Annotated in this window: 14 protein-coding genes; 10 read left to right on the top strand and 4 right to left on the bottom strand. The window is 72.0% G+C overall.

Annotation, left to right across the window (positions count from 1 at the left end; translation table 11 throughout):
• Positions 1–41: 41 nt before the first annotated feature.
• A complete protein-coding gene (locus ABZ249_RS26290; RefSeq protein WP_220559674.1) occupies positions 42–566 on the bottom strand; it encodes a DUF6315 family protein in 525 nt (174 codons plus the stop codon).
• Positions 567–843: 277 nt separating this feature from the next.
• Positions 844–1188: a hypothetical protein gene (locus ABZ249_RS26285; RefSeq protein WP_355268008.1), complete on the bottom strand. Its 345-nt coding sequence runs from the start codon at positions 1186–1188 to the stop codon at positions 844–846.
• A 177-nt stretch (positions 1189–1365) separates the two neighbouring features.
• Here ABZ249_RS26285 and ABZ249_RS26280 point away from each other — a divergent pair, with 177 nt between their 5' ends.
• Positions 1366–2889 carry a hypothetical protein gene (locus ABZ249_RS26280; protein WP_355268005.1) on the top strand — a complete coding sequence of 508 codons (1524 nt, stop codon included), beginning with the start codon at positions 1366–1368 and terminating at the stop codon, positions 2887–2889.
• A gap of 57 nt (positions 2890–2946) precedes the next feature.
• Here ABZ249_RS26280 and ABZ249_RS26275 read toward each other — a convergent pair whose 3' ends face one another.
• Positions 2947–3768, bottom strand: coding sequence for an aspartate/glutamate racemase family protein (locus ABZ249_RS26275; protein ID WP_355268002.1), 822 nt, complete (start codon positions 3766–3768; stop codon positions 2947–2949).
• A 233-nt stretch (positions 3769–4001) separates the two neighbouring features.
• Here ABZ249_RS26275 and ABZ249_RS26270 point away from each other — a divergent pair, with 233 nt between their 5' ends.
• From ABZ249_RS26270 to ABZ249_RS26245, 6 genes are all read left to right on the top strand, one after another.
• On the top strand, positions 4002–5453 hold the full coding sequence (locus ABZ249_RS26270) for an FAD-binding oxidoreductase (RefSeq protein ID WP_355267999.1): 1452 nt from the start codon (positions 4002–4004) through the stop codon (positions 5451–5453).
• Between the two features lie 67 nt (positions 5454–5520).
• Positions 5521–6810 carry a cyclopropane-fatty-acyl-phospholipid synthase family protein gene (locus ABZ249_RS26265; protein ID WP_355267996.1) on the top strand — a complete coding sequence of 430 codons (1290 nt, stop codon included), beginning with the start codon at positions 5521–5523 and terminating at the stop codon, positions 6808–6810.
• Positions 6811–6917: 107 nt separating this feature from the next.
• The gene (locus ABZ249_RS26260) at positions 6918–7394 is read left to right on the top strand and encodes a hypothetical protein (RefSeq protein WP_255646404.1); all 477 of its coding nucleotides are present in this window, start codon (positions 6918–6920) and stop codon (positions 7392–7394) included.
• A 225-nt stretch (positions 7395–7619) separates the two neighbouring features.
• Entirely contained in the window at positions 7620–8906 is a 1287-nt protein-coding gene (locus tag ABZ249_RS26255; protein WP_355267992.1) for a sugar ABC transporter substrate-binding protein, read from the top strand.
• 102 nt (positions 8907–9008) lie between these two features.
• Positions 9009–9908 carry a sugar ABC transporter permease gene (locus tag ABZ249_RS26250; protein ID WP_355268023.1) on the top strand — a complete coding sequence of 300 codons (900 nt, stop codon included), beginning with the start codon at positions 9009–9011 and terminating at the stop codon, positions 9906–9908.
• 80 nt (positions 9909–9988) lie between these two features.
• The gene (locus ABZ249_RS26245; RefSeq protein WP_355268020.1) at positions 9989–10801 is read left to right on the top strand and encodes a carbohydrate ABC transporter permease; all 813 of its coding nucleotides are present in this window, start codon (positions 9989–9991) and stop codon (positions 10799–10801) included.
• 89 nt (positions 10802–10890) lie between these two features.
• On the opposite strand, the gene ABZ249_RS26240 is transcribed toward ABZ249_RS26245, so the two are convergent.
• Complete coding sequence (locus tag ABZ249_RS26240) at positions 10891–12468, bottom strand: long-chain fatty acid--CoA ligase (protein WP_355267989.1); 1578 nt, start codon at positions 12466–12468, stop codon at positions 10891–10893.
• A gap of 336 nt (positions 12469–12804) precedes the next feature.
• On the opposite strand from ABZ249_RS26240, the gene leuS reads away from it, so the two are divergent.
• From leuS to ABZ249_RS26225, 3 genes are all read left to right on the top strand, one after another.
• Positions 12805–15300 (top strand): leucine--tRNA ligase, encoded by a 2496-nt coding sequence (leuS, locus tag ABZ249_RS26235; RefSeq protein ID WP_355267986.1) that lies wholly within the window; start codon positions 12805–12807, stop codon positions 15298–15300.
• Positions 15301–15379: 79 nt separating this feature from the next.
• Positions 15380–15967 carry a hypothetical protein gene (locus tag ABZ249_RS26230; RefSeq protein WP_355267983.1) on the top strand — a complete coding sequence of 196 codons (588 nt, stop codon included), beginning with the start codon at positions 15380–15382 and terminating at the stop codon, positions 15965–15967.
• Complete coding sequence (locus ABZ249_RS26225) at positions 15967–16626, top strand: hypothetical protein (protein ID WP_355267980.1); 660 nt, start codon at positions 15967–15969, stop codon at positions 16624–16626. The genes ABZ249_RS26230 and ABZ249_RS26225 overlap by 1 nt, the downstream gene beginning before the upstream one ends.
• Positions 16627–16671 lie beyond the last annotated feature (45 nt).

The following is a 16671-nucleotide window of genomic DNA, read 5'->3' as shown; positions in this document are numbered from 1 at the left end:
GGCCGGGCGCCCTCGGGGCGCCCGGCCGTCGCACGTCCGTGTCAGCCGCGGGTGCGGTAGCCGAAGAGCCGGACCGCGTACCCGGGGGAGTCGTTCTCGGCCTCCTGGATGAACCAGCGGTCGTCGTGCTCTCCCACCAGGAGCTCGTTCCACATCATGTCGATGAGCTTGAGCCGGGAGACCACCGACGCCTCGGGGTCCAGCACGATCGAGTAGGCCCGGTCGGTCAGCCGCTGCGTCACCATGCCCACGGACTGCCCGTCCCAGATGGCGGGGACGGGGGCGTGGCCGACCTCGACCCCGCACAGCCGCAGCTGCTCGACCTCTTCGTCCAGGGCCTCCGCGGCCAGCGCGCCGTCCAGGCGCAGGGCGTCCTCCAGCTCGTCGCGGTCCTCGTCGGCGCGCAGGTAGGCGTGGTACGTGCGACGGTTGCAGGTGCGGCACTTGCGCCAGACGACGCACCGGGCCAGTCCGTAGGCGGACTGGGCCTCGCCGACACTCTGGTAGTCGCTCACCTCGCGAATCGTGCCGCATTCGCAGCACAGGGCCGTGAGATCCTGCTTCATCAGAGTCCCCCCTCCCAGGTGAGTATGCGACGGATGCGGGTCGTTAGGGAACCCGTTCGGTGAGGAAGTCGCGGCAAGGACTCGTCATCAATGCCCAAAATGACCCGGTGACGGGTTTCGCGTGGGCAGGTCCCGGTTCTCGACGTGTCCGTTCTCACCTCCTTCGTCCGGGCGCGTCCCCGTCCGCAGGGGAGGGCGGGGGCGCCGAGTACGCATACAAGGTGACCTACGTCTCATGGATCCGGTCGGGGGAAGGGGGGATCGGGACGCGCCGGGATCAGTCCAGGGTCCGACCGTTCTTGTTGCGGGCGCTCCAGTCCCGCATCCGCTGGGGGTAGCCCATGATCTGCACGTCGTACACCGGGATGCCCCGCTTGGACGCCACCTTGCGGATGACCGCGGGGGAGCCGCAGCGGCGCCGGATCCACTCGCCGTCGGTGGCCACCGCCACCGCCGTGGTCTGGGTCGCGAAGGTCTCCGGCTCGACGAAGAACTCCACGCCCACCCTGCTCTGCGCGAACTCGATCAGAGCCTTGATGTCACCGTCCTCGGTGGCGCGGTCGAACCGGGCCTTGCCGGAACGATTGGCCTTGCGCAAGCCGAAGCGGTCTCGCCATCCCATCGGTGTCCTTGTCCCCTAACAGAGGTAGTGCGGTCGGGTGGCCCCGAGTCTATCGATGCGACTTTCATGATCAGAGGCCTCGACCGCCTGTCCTGCACCGGTTTCACGCGTTTTCCGGACAGGCCCGCACACCGGCTGCTACGTTCTGTTCCCACGGCACTACAGGGGGAGACGATGATGCCGATGTGGACGTGGGCGGGGGAGACCGCACGCCGACTCGCCAACGCAGGACAGGCCGAGCTGGCCGAGGCCGTCGTCGGCCTGCCCGAACTGGCGGAGGCGGGTGACGCCGTCCAAGTGGAGGCGGTCGCCCGCTCCGCACTGCGCACCGCCCGCCGCCTGGTGGCCGAGGCGGGCGCCGAGAACGCCGAGGTGCCCGGGGTGTTCGGCCCCGCCACCCTCTTCTTCCTGGCCCACTGGCCGCTGGCGGTCCGGGTCTCGGCCCTGGCCGAGGGCGGCCGGGCGCTGCCCCGCGCGGTGGCCGCCGCCGAGGACGCGCCGGGCCCGCACGCCCACGGGCCGCTGCCGGTCTCCGCGCTGGAGACCCTGGTCCGCTGCCACGCCAACGTCGACGCCGCGGGCACCGTCGGCCTGCGCCGCGAACTGCTGTCGTCGCGCAACCTCGCCGGGTGGGAGCGTACCCCCGCCTGGCCGGCCTTCACCCTGGCCCGGGTGCACCTGCTCATCGACGAGGGCGACCCGGAGCGCGCCGAGGCCGAGCTGCGCCGCTACGAGCACACCGCCACCGGCCCCGCCCTGCTCGGCGCCGACGGCATCTTCACCCTGGTCCGCGCCCTGCGCCACCGCGACGCGCACACCCAGGCACTGGAGGTGCTGGACCGGATGGAGGCCGAGCTCGCGCTGGAGCCGAACAACCCGCGAAGGCCCGCCCTGCGCCGCCGGATCCGGTTCGAGCGCGCCCGGCTGCTGTCCTGGGTGGCCCGCCTGGGCCAGTGCCCGGCCCGCGACGCCGTGGCGCCCCTGCCCACCGTGGAGGAGGCCGAGGCCCACCCGGCCCTGCGGCCGGCCTGGGTGGAGGCGGTGGAGAACCTGGTCTGCCAGGGCATCGTCCGCAACGACTGGCGGCTGGGCGTGCGCGTCACCACCTGGTCCCGCTACTTCGAGCGCGTGGGCGCGCCCCGGCGCGGCGCCGAACTCGCCCTGGCCGCGGCCCGCCTGGCCGTGGGGCGCGGCGCCCTGTGGGTGGCGGGCTGCTCCGCCCGCCGCGCCGAACGCCTCATGGGCGACCTCGCCAACACGGGGGAGATCCGCGGCGACCTCGCCGAGGTGCACGCCATGATCGCCGCCATGCCGGCCGTGCGCCCCCTGGCCCCGCCCGACCGCATCCTGGACTTCCTGCGCGCCCAGCCCGCCGAGGAGGTCGACCCGGAGAACCAGGCCGAGCAGGTCAACGCCGCGCTGGAGCACCGGCCGCACGACACCCTGCTGCTCACCGCGCTGGGCCAGGTCGGCCGCACCCTGATGCTCTCCGACGCCGCCACCGAGCCCCAGTGGCGCCACGTCCGCGAACGGCCCGGCGACCAGCGCGCCGCGCTGTCCCTGCTGGAGACCCTGCTGCACGACAACGACACCGCGGGCGTGCGCGACCTGGTCCGCACCCTGGCCGCCGGCGCCCTGCCCGCGCACTCCGGCGACGTCCTGGCCGCCGACCGCGCCGCCGTGCTCGCCCCGCACAGCTGACCCGCCGACACCGACCCGCCGCGGACCCCGCCCCGTCCGCGGCAGGGCCCGTTCGCGCTAACGGGCGGGAGAGGGCTCCCCGGCGGCCAGCGCCCGGCCGGCCGGATAGGCCAGGGCGGCCGCGGGCAGGCGCGCCGGGCGGCCGCTGGCCAGCACCCGCACCCGGCCCCCGCCGACCGCTGCGGTCCCGGCGGCCCCGACGTCTTCGGCGGCACCGATACGGCGCAGCGTCTGCGCGGCCACGGCGTCCGCCGCGGTGAACAGCTCCACCCCGGCCGCGGCGCCCGACCGGGCCCTCAGGGCCTCGGTGATCGCCTCACCGACCAGGTCGTAGTGCGTGCACCCCAGCACGATCCCGCGCACCCGGCCCGGCGTGCGCTCCGCGGCGTAGGCGACCGCGTCGGCGATCCGTCCCGGGTCGGCCGACTCCACCGCCTCCGCCAGCCCGACGCACGCCACCGGCGTCACGTCCACGCCCCGGGCGAAGGTCTCCACCAGCCGCCGCTGGTACTCGCTGCGCGTCGTCGCCTCGGTCGACCACACGGCGATCGGCGTGCCCGCGGCCGCCGCGGGTTTGATCGCCGGGACCGTCCCCACCACCGGCACACCCGGCTCGAACCGCTCCCGCAGCTCCGCCAGCCCGTGCACCGACGCCGTGTTGCACGGCACCACCACGGCGTCCACATCGCCCCCCGCCGCGTCCACGGCGGCCCGGGCGCCGGCCAGGGCGCGCTCGACGATCTCGTCGTGGGTGCGCGGCCCCCACGGCATGTGGTCCGGATCCATGGACAGGTACAGCTCGGCGTCCGGCCGGGCGGCGAACAGCGCCGCGGCGGTGGACAGCATGCCGATTCCGGAATCTACGACAGCGATGCGCATGAACCCCGATCCTATCCGCGGGCCCCCGTCCCCCACCCGACCCACCGCCCTGACCGGCGGTGCGGCCCCGGGGCGGGCCGTTTCCACCGCGACACGACATAAATGGGGTGGTCTCCTTCGTTACCGATAGGTAGAACTGAGGGGATCGGTCACTTCCGGCCCACCGCGACCGGATCCGACCGTTCCACGCTGTGCCTCACTCGCGCGCGCCACGACCGGGAACGGGATCAGGGATGAGTCCTCAACGGCAGGGAACGAACAGCGACACCGCCTCCGGCGGCGACACCGGGCTGGCCCGGCACATCGCAGCGGTCAACCGCCTGCGCCGCGACTACCGGTCCCTGCCCTCCGACGCGCCGGTCCGGCTGGCCAAGCCCACCTCCAACCTCTTCCGGTTCCGCGAGCCCACCTCCGCGCCCACCCTCGACGTCTCCGCCTTCACCGGCGTCATCTCCATCGACCCCGTCGAGCGCCTGGCCGACGTCGGCGGCATGACCACCTACGAGGACCTGGTCGCCGCCACGCTCCCGCACGGGCTCATGCCCACCGTCGTCCCCCAGCTGCGCACCATCACCCTGGGCGGCGCCGTCACCGGGATGGGCATCGAGTCCTCCTCCTTCCGCAACGGCCTGCCGCACGAGGCCGTCCAGGAGATGGAGATCCTCACCGGGTCCGGCGACATCGTCACCGCCACCCGCGACAACGCCCACGCCGACCTCTTCCACGGCTTCCCCAACTCCTACGGCACCCTCGGCTACAGCCTGCGCCTGCGCATCGAGCTGGAACCCGTCTCCCCGTACGTGCACCTGCGCCACCTGCGCTTCCACGACGCGGCCGAGGCCATGGACGCCCTGGCCCGCATCTGCGCCGACCGCACCCACGACGGACAGCCGGTCGACTTCGTCGACGGCGTCGCCTTCTCCCGCGACGAGCTGTACCTGACGGTGGCCCGCTTCACCGACCGGGCCCCCTGGGCGAGCGACTACACCGGGCAGGAGATCTACTACCGCTCCATCCAGGCCAACGCCGACAACGGCCCGGGCGACTACCTCACCGTCCACGACTACCTGTGGCGCTGGGACACCGACTGGTTCTGGTGCTCGCGCGCCTTCGGCGTGCAGAACCCGGTGGTGCGCTCCCTGTGGCCGCGCTCCCTCAAGCGCTCCGACGTCTACCGCAGGCTGGTGGCCTGGGACCGGCGCACCGCCTTCTCCCGGCTGCTCAACCACTACCGGGGCCGCCGCCCCCAGGAACCCCTCATCCAGGACATCGAGGTGGGCGTGGAGCGCGGGGCCGAGTTCCTCGACTTCTTCCACGGGGAGATCGGCATGACCCCGGTGTGGATGTGCCCGCTGCGCCTGCAGGAGCCGCGCCGGGCCGGCCTGGAGCCCGGCGGCCACGTGTGGCCGCTCTACCCGCTGGAGAACGACCGCCTCTACGTCAACTTCGGCTTCTGGGGCATGGTCGACATGAAGCCCGGCCAGCGCCGCGCCCACCACAACCGGCGGGTGGAGGAGCGCGTCGCCGAGCTCGACGGCCACAAGTCGCTGTACTCCGACTCCTTCTACACCGAGGAGGAGTTCTGGCGCCTCTACAACGGCTCCGCCTACGCCGACCTCAAGGAGACCTACGACCCGCGGGGGAGGCTGCTCGACCTGTACGCCAAGTGCGTACGCAATGGATGACACCGCACGGAAACGGGAGGCGACCCGTGGAGCGGGCCGCGTCCGCGAGAGGAAGGGAAAGAAGAACATGCGGCTCGCCGAGATCTTCGAGCGCGTCGTGGGACCCGACGCGCCCATCCGCTTCACGGCCTACGACGGCAGTGCCTCCGGAGACCCGGACAGCGACGTCCACCTGCACGTGCGCACCCCGGTCGCGGTCAACTACCTGGCCCAGTCGCCCAACGCGCTGGGCCTGACCCGCGCCTACGTCTCCGGGCACCTGGAGGTGGAGGGCGACATGTACACGATCCTCCGGCGGATGTCCGACTTCGTCTTCGCGGAGGGGTTCAACGTGTCCGCCCGCGACCTGGCGGCCATCGCCCGCTCCGTGGGCTGGGTCAAGTTCGTCAACCGGGTCGCCCCGCCGCCCCAGGAGGTGACGCGCGGCCGCCTGGCCGGGCTGGGCTGGCGCCACTCCAAGCAGCGCGACGCCGAGGCCATCCACCACCACTACGACGTCTCCAACGCCTTCTACGAGCTGGTGCTGGGCCCGTCCATGACCTACACCTGCGCGGTCTTCGACGACGCCGACGGGGTCCTGGACCGGGTGGAGGCGGACGACGGCGCCCTGGAGAGCGCCCAGTTCCGCAAGTACGAACTGGTCGCGAACAAGCTCGGCCTGGAGCCGGGCATGCGCCTGCTCGACGTGGGCTGCGGCTGGGGCGGCATGGTCATGCACGCGGCCCGCGAGCACAAGGTCAAGGCCCTGGGCGTCACCCTGTCCAAGGAGCAGGCCGAGTGGGCGGCCAAGCGCATCGCCCAGGAGGGGCTGTCCGACCTGGCCGAGGTCCGCCACATGGACTACCGGGACGTCCCCGACGGCGGCTTCGACCGGATCAGCTCCATCGGCCTGACCGAGCACATCGGCGCCCGCAACCTCCCCTCCTACTTCTCGTCGCTGAACGACAAGCTGGTGCCGGGCGGCCGGCTGCTCAACCACTGCATCACCCGGCCCCGCAACGACCTGCCCCCGATGGACACCGACGGGGTCATCAACCGCTACGTGTTCCCCGACGGCGAGCTGGAGGGGCCCGGGCAGATCCAGACGGCCATGAACGACGCCGGGTTCGAGATCCGGCACCAGGAGAACCTGCGCGAGCACTACGCGCTCACCCTGCGCCACTGGGGCGCCAACCTGGAGCGGAACTGGGACGCGGCGGTCGCCGAGGTCGGCGAGGGCACCGCCCGGGTCTGGCGGCTGTACATGGCCGGGTGCGTGCTCGGCTTCGAGCGGAACGTGGTGCAGCTCCACCAGATCCTGGGCGTCAAGCTCGACGGCACCGACGCCCACATGCCGTTGCGCCCGCGGTTCCAGTAGGGGGCGGGGCCGGGAACGCCGTTCGCCCGCGGCGATCCCGGCCTGTCCGCGCCCCGCCGCGGCCCGCGGCACGGCATCATGGACGCGAGACCCTACGAGGAGTGCCCGTGACCGAGAACGCCGGGGGGGAAGGCCCCCTCGTCCCGGACCAGCCGGACCACGTCAAGCGCACCGCGATCGACCTGATCGCGGCCTACGCCGACCGCAACCGGGACGAGCTGGAGCGGGTGATCCCGCGGGCGGCCGACGACGCCGGGGCGGTGCAGTCGGAGCTGCGCGTCATCTCCGCGTTCCTGGGCCGCCGGGTCCAGGAGACCGGAGTGGTGTGGAAGCCCGCCGACTCCCGGGAGGCCGTGGCCCGCACCGTCGCGGAGATGCTCCCGCCGGAGCTGGAGTTCGCGGTCTCCACCGCCTGGGAGGCCCACACGGTGGGCGAGGAGGAGGCCGCCGAGCGCTTCACCCGCGGCGACCCCATGGTCTACGTCCACATGCTCGCCGCCTTCTCCGCCGCCATCGGCCTGGCGGTGTACAAGCGCGCCGAGCTCATCTCCACCCTGCGCCAGGTGACCGGCCTCTCCGAGTAGGGGGCACGGGGCCCCGGGGCGGGGCCGGGGGAGGCGGGCCCTCCTCCGGCACGCCTCTCCGGAGCCCCGGAAACCCCTGCGGCACCGGGGTTCCCGGGCGTGGCCGGCGGCGTCCCCTAACAGCTCAGACACAAAATGGAGTGGTTTACTTCACTCCGAGCCGTTCTTTACGTAGGTTTCCTACCAACCCCGAGGGGACCCACGACAGGAACGGGAGGCGAGCCCATGGCCCGCAGACGAACCCGAAAGCACGTTCCGCTCCCCGCAGCCGCACTCGCCCTGACCCTGGCCGCGACCGCGTGCGCGGGAGGCGGCGGCGACGGCGGCGGTGACACCGACAGCCTCACCGTGTGGATCATGGAGGGCACCAACCCCGACGCCACCGGCTTCTTCGACGAGGTCAACGCCGCCTTCACCGAGGAGACCGGCATCGAGGTGGTGGTCGAGTTCGTCCCGTGGGACGGCGCCCAGGACAAGATCTCCACCGCCATCGCCGGCGGCACCATGCCCGACGTCATCGAACTCGGCAACACCTTCGTCCCCGGCTTCGCCGACTCCGGGGCCCTGCACGACCTGTCCGCCTACGGGGTCGACACCTCCCTCTACGTGCCGGGCCTCATGGAGATGGGGGCCCTGGACGAAGGGGTCTACGGCGTCCCCTGGTACGCCTCCATCCGCTCCATGGTCTACCGCACCGACGTGTTCGAGGAGCACGACCTGGAGGTGCCCCGGACCTGGGACGAGCTCCGCGAGACCGCCCTGGAGATCAAGGAGGCCGAGCCGGACATGGTCGCCCTGCCGGTGCCGGGCGACGCCCAGTACTCGGTCATGCCGTGGATCTGGGGCGGCGGGGCCGAGATCGCCGTCCAGGAGGACGACGGCACGTGGGTGTCCGGGGTGGACTCCCCCGAGGCGCGCGAGGGCATCGCGTTCTTCACCGGCCTGGCCCTGGAGGACGGCACCTCCACCACCGGCGCCGTCAACTGGAACGAGATCAACATCATGGAGTCGTTCTCCGAGGGCGACGCCGCCATCGCGCTGCTCGGCAGCGCCAACCCCAAGGCCATCGTCGAGAACAACCCCGAGCTGGAGGGCCGGCTGGGCTCCTTCCCCATCCCGGGGCGGGAGGCCGGGACCTACACGCCGTCGTTCGCCGGGGGCTCGCTGCTGTCGGTGTTCGAGGGCACCGGCAACGAGGAGGCCGCCTGGAGCTACGTGGAGCACCTCACCGGCGAGGACAACATGATGCTCTGGGCCGAGCAGACCGGGTTCTTCCCCGGCCTCACCGGGAGCGTCGACGCGTTCACCGCCTCGGCCGACCCCGTCCTGGAGGCCTACGCCGTCCAGTTGGGGGAGGCGAGCAAGGGCGTGCCCACCGCACCCGCCTGGAGCCAGGTGGAGGCCGAGAAGGTCCTGGTCGGCATGCAGCAGTCCATCCTCAACGGCACCTCGGTGGAGGACGCCACCGCCCAGGCCGCCGACGACATCGAACGCATCCTCAACGGAGGTTGACACGTGGGAACACCGGTCGGGCAGGCGGTCGGCGGCACGGGCCCGGGGCTCCGGGCGCCGGCCGGCCCGCCCGGCCGGGGGCGGCGAGCTCCCGCCCTCGGCCTGAGGCGGCGCGGCGCACTGCTGCCCTGGGTGCTGCTCGCCCCCGCCCTGGCGGTCATCGCCGCCCTGCTGCTCTTCCCCCTCGCCCGGATCGTGTGGCTGTCGTTCCGCGAGTACCGGCTGCGCAACCTGGTGTCGGGGGAGTCGGACTTCATCGGCCCGGCCAACTACGTCACCCTGTTCACCGACTCCTACCTGTGGCGGGTCGCCCTGCCCAACACGGTGGGGTTCGCCGTGGTCGCGGTCGTCTCCACCGTGGTGCTGGGCACCCTCGTGGCCCTGCTGCTGTCCCGGCTGCGCCCGGTCACCCGGGTCGTCGTGGTCTCCTGCATCATGGTCGCCTGGGCCATGCCCGCCGTCAGCGGCACCTACGTGTGGCTGTGGATCTTCGACGTCGACGGCGGCGTCGTCGCCCAGGCCCTCAAGGGCGCCGGCCTGCTGGGCCCCGAGGGGTACAACTGGTTCGCCGACCGGCTGTTCTTCTATGCGGTCGTCGTGCTCAACGTGGTCCACGGCGGGTTCCCCTTCGTGGCCGTCACCGTCCTGGCCGGGCTGCTCACCGTGCCCCGTGAACTGCACGAGGCCGCCCTGCTGGACGGCGCCGGGGCGTGGAAGCGGTTCTGGCACGTCACCTTCCCGGTCCTGCGCCCGGTGTTCGCCGTCGTCACCATCCTGTCCACCATCTGGGACTTCAAGGTCTTCGCGCAGGTCTACCTGATGCCCGGCGGCGGGGTCGGCGGCTCGGAGATGCTCAACCTGGGCGTGTGGACCTACGTGAGCTCCTTCGGCCAGAGGGACTACGGAATGGGATCTGCCATCGCCGTGGTCCTCACCCTGCTCCTGCTGGCGGTCACCGCGGTCTACCTGCGGGCCCTGTTCCGAGAGGACGAACTGCGTTGAGCGCCCGGGCCGACACCGCCGCGGCCGCCGCCTGGGAGAGCCGGGTCCGCCGGGCCCGCCGCCGCGGCGGCGCCCTGCGCCTGACCCGGCTCGCCGGGCGGGCCGCCGGGGTGGCCGCGATCCTGCTGTTCACCCTGTTCCCCGTCTACTTCATGCTCGCCAGCGCGTTCTCCGACCGGATGACCTCCGCCGTCGGGACGCTGGTGCCCCGCGACCCCACCCTGGACAACTTCGTCCACGTCCTGACCGAGGGCGACTTCGGGACGTACATGCTCAACTCGCTGGCGGTCGCCTGCATCACCGTCGCCGGGGCGTGCGTGCTGTCGCTGCTGGCGGCCGTGGCCGTGGCGCGCTTCCGGTTCCGGTTCCGCACCGCGATCCTGGTGATGATCCTCGTCGTCCAGATGGTGCCGCTGGAGGCCCTGGTCATCCCGCTCTTCCTCCAGGTCCGCGACCTCCGGCTGCTCAACACCGTGCTGGGCCTGGGCATCGTCTACATCGCCCTGTCGCTGCCGCTGGCGGTGTGGATGATGCGCGGGTTCGTGGCCGCGGTCCCCAAGGAGGTGGAGGAGGCCGCCTACATCGACGGCGCCTCGTGGCCGGTCATGTTCTGGAAGGTGCTGTTCCCGCTGGTCGCGCCCGGCCTGGTGGCGACCGCGATCTTCGCGTTCATCATCGCCTGGAACGAGTTCGTGCTCGCCCTGACGTTCATGCAGCAGAGCGACAAGTACACGGTCGCCGTGGGCCTGCGGCAGTTCTTCGGCGAGTACGCCAACGAGTGGGGGCACGTCATGGCCGCGTCCACCCTCATCACCCTGCCGGTCATGGTCTTCTTCGTCCTCGTGCAGCGCTGGCTGGCCTCCGGGCTGGTCCAGGGCGCCGTCAAGGGCTGAGCGGGCCCGGCGGCGGGCCGGGGGCGGGCCGGGGGCGAAGGGAAGGGGCGGGACCCGGCCGGGTCCCGCCCCTCGTCCGCACTGCGGGGTCAGTCGCGCAGCTCGCGCTTGAGGATCTTGCCGGTGGCGGTCATCGGCAGGCTCTCCCGGAACTCGATCTCTCGCGGGTACTTGTACGCCGCCAGGCGCTCCCTGGCCCACCCGGTCAGCTCCTCGGCGGTGAGCCCGGCGCCCTCCTTGAGGATCACGAACGCCTTGATCTCCTCGCCGTGGGTGTCGTGCGGGACGCCGACGACCGCCGCGAGGCTGACCGCCTCGTGCCCCATCAGGACCTCCTCGACCTCGCGCGGGTACACGTTGTACCCGCCGCGGATGATCATGTCCTTGGAGCGGTCGATGATGAAGTAGAAGCCCTCGTCGTCGCGGCGGGCGATGTCGCCGGTGCGGAACCAGCCGTCCCTGATCACCTCGGCGTTGACCTCGGGCCGGTTGTGGTAGCCCTTCATCACCAGGTGGCCGCGGATGGCGATCTCGCCGACCGGGTCCTCGTCGCCGGTCTTGACGACCTCGTTCCACTCCGGGTCGATCAGCTTCATCTCCACACCCCACACCGGCTTGCCGATCGAGCCGGTCTTGGCCTTGACGTTGGGGTTGTTGAAGGACGCCACCGGGGAGGTCTCGGACAGGCCGTAGCCCTCCTTGATGCCGACGCCGAAGGTGTCCTGGAAGTCCTGGGCGAGCTGGGCGGGCAGCGCCGCGCCGCCGGAGACCGCGTCGACGATGTTGTCCGCGATCGCCTTGATGTCGTACTTCCCCTCGCCGGCGGAGCGCACGGCGTTGAGCAGGCCCCAGTACATGGTGGGCACGCCCGCGAAGCCGGTGACGCCCTCCTTCTCCATCAGGCGCAGGGCCTCGTCGCCGTCGAACCGCGGCATCAGCACCAGGGTCGCGTGCCGGTAGAGGGCCGCGTTGAGCATGACGGTCTGGCCGAAGATGTGGAACAGCGGCAGCACCACCAGGGCCACGTCGCGGCCGTCCGGGTGGGGGTTGACCAGGCTGGAGGAGACGACCGCGTTCATCATCAGGTTGTTGTGGCTCAGCTCGGCGCCCTTGGGCTTGCCGGTGGTGCCGCTGGTGTAGATGATGACGGCCGTGTCGTCGGAGCTGGCCTGGACGGTCTCGAACTCGCCGGGCTGCCCCTCCAGGGCCTTCCACAGGGTCTGGGCGCCCTCGATGGCGGACTCGGTCGCCCCCGGGACGGCGGGCAGGTCGATGTAGGTCTCGCAGGTGTCCACCTGGCCGAACGCCTCGAAGGCGCGCTCGCCCAACGGCAGCTCCGGGGTGCCGGTGAACGCGAAGATCGCCTTGGCGCCGGAGTCCTCCAGGTGGTAGGCGATCTCACGCGGCGTGAGCAGGACGTTGAGGGGGACGACCACCGCGCCCGCCTTGAGCGCTCCGTAGTAGACGAAGGGGAAGTACGGCACGTTGGGGCTGGCCAGGGCCACCCGGTCGCCGGGCCGGATGCCCCGGGAGACGAGGAGGTTGGCCACCTGGTTGGCGATCATGTTGGTGATCGCGTAGTTCAGGCGCAGATCGCCGAAGACCAGGCAGTCCTTCTCCGGGACGGATCTGGCACCGTCCTCCAGGACCACGGACAGGTTGAGCATGGGGCCTCCCGCAGGCAGATGTGTCCAGGGACGACAAGGGAACGGGACCCGGGTGTGATCCGGGTCGCGTGTTCTGCGCCACTCTCACGACTGAGTTGACGGAAGAGTAACAAACCGGACAGTCGGTGTGGAGGGGAAGGAGGTCCGTAATCTCACGCAATGTCAGGTGACGCACCGTGACGAATGCGGGGTGCCGCGGCCGGTCCGGGGGCGCCGTCCACAGGCGGGGAAACCCGTCCGCGTCCCGGTCCCCCAGCCGATAACCTGAGGGGGAACGGATCTCGCATGTTGGTCCGCGGATCCCATGTACGACCGAACCCGAGGGAACAAGCAGCGATGACAGCGGTAGACGGCGACCAGACGACGGGCGACACCTACGACGCCCGCGCCCTCCAGGACAAGTGGCAGGCGCGCTGGGCCGCCGAGCTCCCGTTCCAGGCCGACGAGGACCCCGGCGACACCCGCCCCCGCTCCTACATCGTCGACATGTTCGCCTACCCCTCCGGCGACCTGCACATGGGCCACGCCGAGGCCTACGCCATCGGCGACGTGATCGGCCGCTACCGCTTCCAGCGCGGCGACAACGTGCTGCACCCCGTCGGCTGGGACTCCTTCGGCCTGCCCGCCGAGAACGCCGCCATCAAGAACGACTCGCACCCCGCCGCGTGGACCTACGCCAACATCGAGACCCAGGCGGCCTCCTTCCGCCGCTACGGCATCGCCGTCGACTGGTCCCGGCGCATCCACACCAGCGACCCCGAGTACTACAAGTGGAACCAGTGGCTGTTCACCCGGTTCTTCGACCGCGGGCTGGCCTACCGCAAGGACGGCCAGGTCAACTGGTGCCCCAAGGACCAGACCGTGCTGGCCAACGAGCAGGTCGTCCAGGGGCGCTGTGAGCGCTGCGGCACCGAGGTCGTGCGCCGCAGCCTGAACCAGTGGTACTTCAAGATCACCGACTACGCGCAGCGCCTGCTGGACGACATGGACCAGCTGGAGGGCGGCAACTGGCCGGACGAGATCCTGGCCATGCAGCGCAACTGGATCGGCCGCTCCACCGGCGCGGACGTCGACTTCGCCATCGAGGGGCGCGAGGAGCCGGTCACCGTCTTCACGACCCGGCCCGACACCCTGTACGGCGCCACCTTCTTCGTGGTGGCCGCCGACGCCGACCTGGCCGACGAGCTGTGCGCCCCCGAGCAGCGCGAGGCCTTCGAGGCCTACCGCTCCGAGGTCGCCAAGCTCTCCGACATCGAGCGCCAGACCACCGAGCGCCCCAAGACCGGCGTCTTCCTGGGCCGCTACGCGGTGAACCCGGTCAACGGCGAGCGCATGCCCGTCTGGGCCGCCGACTACGTCCTGGCCGACTACGGCCACGGCGCCATCATGGCCGTCCCCGCCCACGACCAGCGCGACCTGGACTTCGCCCTGGCCTTCGGCCTGCCCGTGCGCGTCGTCGTCGAGACCGGCGAGCCCGACCCCGCAGAGACCGGCGTCGCCACCACCGGCGAGGGCAGCCTGCGCGACTCCGGCCCCCTGGACGGCCTGTCCAAGGCCGAGGCCATCGAGCGCATCATCGGCGTCCTGGAGGAGCGCGGCACCGGCCGCGGCACCGTCAACTACCGCCTGCGCGACTGGCTGCTGTCCCGCCAGCGCTACTGGGGCACGCCCATCCCGATCATCCACTGCCCCGCCTGCGGCCAGGTGCCCGTCCCCGACGAGCAGCTGCCCGTCACCCTGCCCGAGCTCAAGGGCGCCGAGCTGGCCCCCAAGGGCGTGTCCCCGCTGGCCTCCGCCACCGACTGGGTCAACGTCGACTGCCCGTCCTGCGGCGGCCCCGCCCAGCGCGACACCGACACCATGGACACCTTCGTGGACTCGTCCTGGTACTTCCTGCGCTACATCTCGCCGCACCTGGACACCGCGCCCTTCGACTCCGACCTGGTCAACGAGTGGGGCCCCGTCGACCACTACATCGGCGGCAAGGAGCACGCGACGCTGCACCTGATGTACGCGCGCTTCTTCACCAAGGTCCTGCACGACATGGGCATGGTGTCCTTCACCGAGCCGTTCCGCCGCCTGACCAACCAGGGCCAGGTCATCAACCAGGGCCGGGCCATGTCCAAGTCCCTGGGCAACGGCGTCGACCTGGGCAAGGAGATCGACGCCTACGGCGTCGACGCGGTCCGGCTGACCATGCTGTTCGCCAGCCCGCCCGAGGAGGACGTCGACTGGGCCGACGTGTCCGTCGTCGCCGCCCAGAAGTTCCTCAACCGGGCCTACCGGGTGATGAACGAGGCCGGTGCCGCATCCAAGCCCGGCGCCGACCCGGCCGCCGGCGACATCGAGCTGCGCCGCGCCACCCACCACGCCATCGACCAGGTCACCAACCTGATCGAGGCCAAGCGGTTCAACGTGGCCATCGCCCGCGTCATGGAACTGGTCTCCGCCGCCCGCAAGGCCATCGACTCCGGCCCCGGCGCCGCCGACCCGGCGGTGCGCGAGGCCGCGGAGTTCGTGGCCGTCGCCCTGTCCCTGTTCGCCCCCTACGTGGCGGAGGAGGGCTGGGAGCGGCTGGGCCACACCGGCACCGTCGCCGTCGGGAACTGGCCCGAGGCCGACCCCTCCCTGCTGGTCCAGGAGACCGTGACCTGTGTCGTGCAGGTGCAGAGCAAGGTCCGTGACAAGCTGTCCGTTGCGCCCGACATCGACCCGGCCGAACTGGAAAGGCTCGCGCTGGCGTCAGAGAAGGCGCAGGGCTTCATCGGCGACAAGCAGATCCGCAAGGTGATCGTGCGCGCGCCGAAACTGGTGAACATCGTCGTCGGCTGACCACCGCGACGGCGGCCGCGACCCGCGGCCGCCGTCGCACCTCGGTCGATCGGCGGCCGGACAGGGAGGCGGTGACCGGTTGGGTCCCCTCGCACGGGCGGGTGTGATCGCGGCGGGCGCGGTGGTGGTGTCCGCGTTGGCGATCGGCGGCGGCCTGTGGGCCGCACAGGACGACCCGGACCGACCCCACCCCGGGGACGTCCACACCGCCGCGCCCGACTGCGGCGACCTCGGAGAACTGCTCGACGAGCACCTGCCCGGCGCGGTCCGCGACCTCGCCGAGCGCGGGCCGCTCACCGGAGGCGAGGGCACCGTGTGCCGGTGGACCTCCGCCGGGACCTCCGACACCCCCCGCCAGGGCGTCCTGCGGGTGGAGTACTCCGCCCTGTTCACGGACTCCACCGCCGAGGAGCCCGTCTCCGGTGAGGACCGGGTGAGCGCGGCCGCCGCCGCGCTGGCCCCCGACGCCGCTGAGACCGTGGACCTGTCCACCGGCCGGGGCCTGGTGTGGCGCGGCGGCTCCGGCGACACCGAGCTCGCCTTCTGGGCCGACAACCTGCTGGTCCGGGTCTCCTACACGGCCGTCACCGGCGGCGAACCCGTCTCCCCCGACGAGGGCCGGGCCACCGCGGTCGCCTTCGCCGAACGGATCGGAGCCTCCCTGTGATGCCCCCCGGGCAGCCGCCCGAGACCGTGCCCTCCAGCCAGCCGCAGAGCCGGGGCTGCGCCACCGCCGGCGTGGTCGCCCTCGCCCTCCTGCTGCTCTCCGCCGCGGGCGGCGCCGCCTGGTACGTGCTGACCCGCGAGGACCCCGAGACCGGCGTGTACGACGCGGCCCCCGGCTGCGAGGTCGGCGAGACCGAGGCCCTGGACGCCCGGGTGCCCGAGCGCGAGCTCACCCTGGAGGAGCCCGTCGGCGGCGCCGCCGACCCCTTCGGCCAGGGCTGGCAGTGCCGCTGGGCCACACCCGGCGGCGACGGCGACTCCGTCCCCGCCACCGCCACCCTCGTCATGGTGGCCGCGCCCAACCCGGGCGGGGTGGTCACCGCGCGGGAGAACTTCGCCGAGACCACCGGGGCCCAGAGCACCTCCCCGGTCGACGACCTGGGGGAGGAGGCGGTGACCTGGCTCGACGAGACCGGTTACACCACCTCCTGCGTGGCGGTGCGGGTGTCCAACCTCTACCTGGAGAACTGCTACTCGGCCGCCGCCGGGTACGACGGCCGCGAACCCGCCGACGAGGAGCGCCTCTCCGCCGGCGCCGAGGAGATCGCCCGCGCCACCGTGGACGCCCTTCCCGAGGAGATCACCGCCGAGGGCGACTGACCCGCCCCGGCGGATCGGGCCGCGGCGACGGACGCGCCGTCACCG

Origin of the sequence: Nocardiopsis sp. NPDC006139 (genome assembly GCF_040614155.1) — a bacterium.
Lineage (GTDB): Bacteria > Actinomycetota > Actinomycetes > Streptosporangiales > Streptosporangiaceae > Nocardiopsis > Nocardiopsis changdeensis.
Note: the sequence above shows the minus strand (reverse complement) of the source record. Positions and strands in the feature narration are given on the sequence as shown.

Excerpts from the sequence above, each read along its gene's own strand:
- ABZ249_RS26255 (WP_355267992.1), top strand. The coding sequence starts at position 7,620 with ATGGCCCGCAGACGAACCCGAAAGCACGTTCCGCTCCCCGCAGCCGCA.
- ABZ249_RS26270 (WP_355267999.1), top strand. The coding sequence starts at position 4,002 with ATGAGTCCTCAACGGCAGGGAACGAACAGCGACACCGCCTCCGGCGGC.
- ABZ249_RS26285 (WP_355268008.1), bottom strand. The coding sequence starts at position 1,188 with ATGGGATGGCGAGACCGCTTCGGCTTGCGCAAGGCCAATCGTTCCGGC.
- leuS (WP_355267986.1), top strand. The coding sequence starts at position 12,805 with ATGACAGCGGTAGACGGCGACCAGACGACGGGCGACACCTACGACGCC.
- ABZ249_RS26240 (WP_355267989.1), bottom strand. The coding sequence starts at position 12,468 with ATGCTCAACCTGTCCGTGGTCCTGGAGGACGGTGCCAGATCCGTCCCG.
- ABZ249_RS26275 (WP_355268002.1), bottom strand. The coding sequence starts at position 3,768 with ATGCGCATCGCTGTCGTAGATTCCGGAATCGGCATGCTGTCCACCGCC.
- ABZ249_RS26265 (WP_355267996.1), top strand. The coding sequence starts at position 5,521 with ATGCGGCTCGCCGAGATCTTCGAGCGCGTCGTGGGACCCGACGCGCCC.
- ABZ249_RS26280 (WP_355268005.1), top strand. The coding sequence starts at position 1,366 with ATGCCGATGTGGACGTGGGCGGGGGAGACCGCACGCCGACTCGCCAAC.
- ABZ249_RS26290 (WP_220559674.1), bottom strand. The coding sequence starts at position 566 with ATGAAGCAGGATCTCACGGCCCTGTGCTGCGAATGCGGCACGATTCGC.
- ABZ249_RS26225 (WP_355267980.1), top strand. The coding sequence starts at position 15,967 with ATGCCCCCCGGGCAGCCGCCCGAGACCGTGCCCTCCAGCCAGCCGCAG.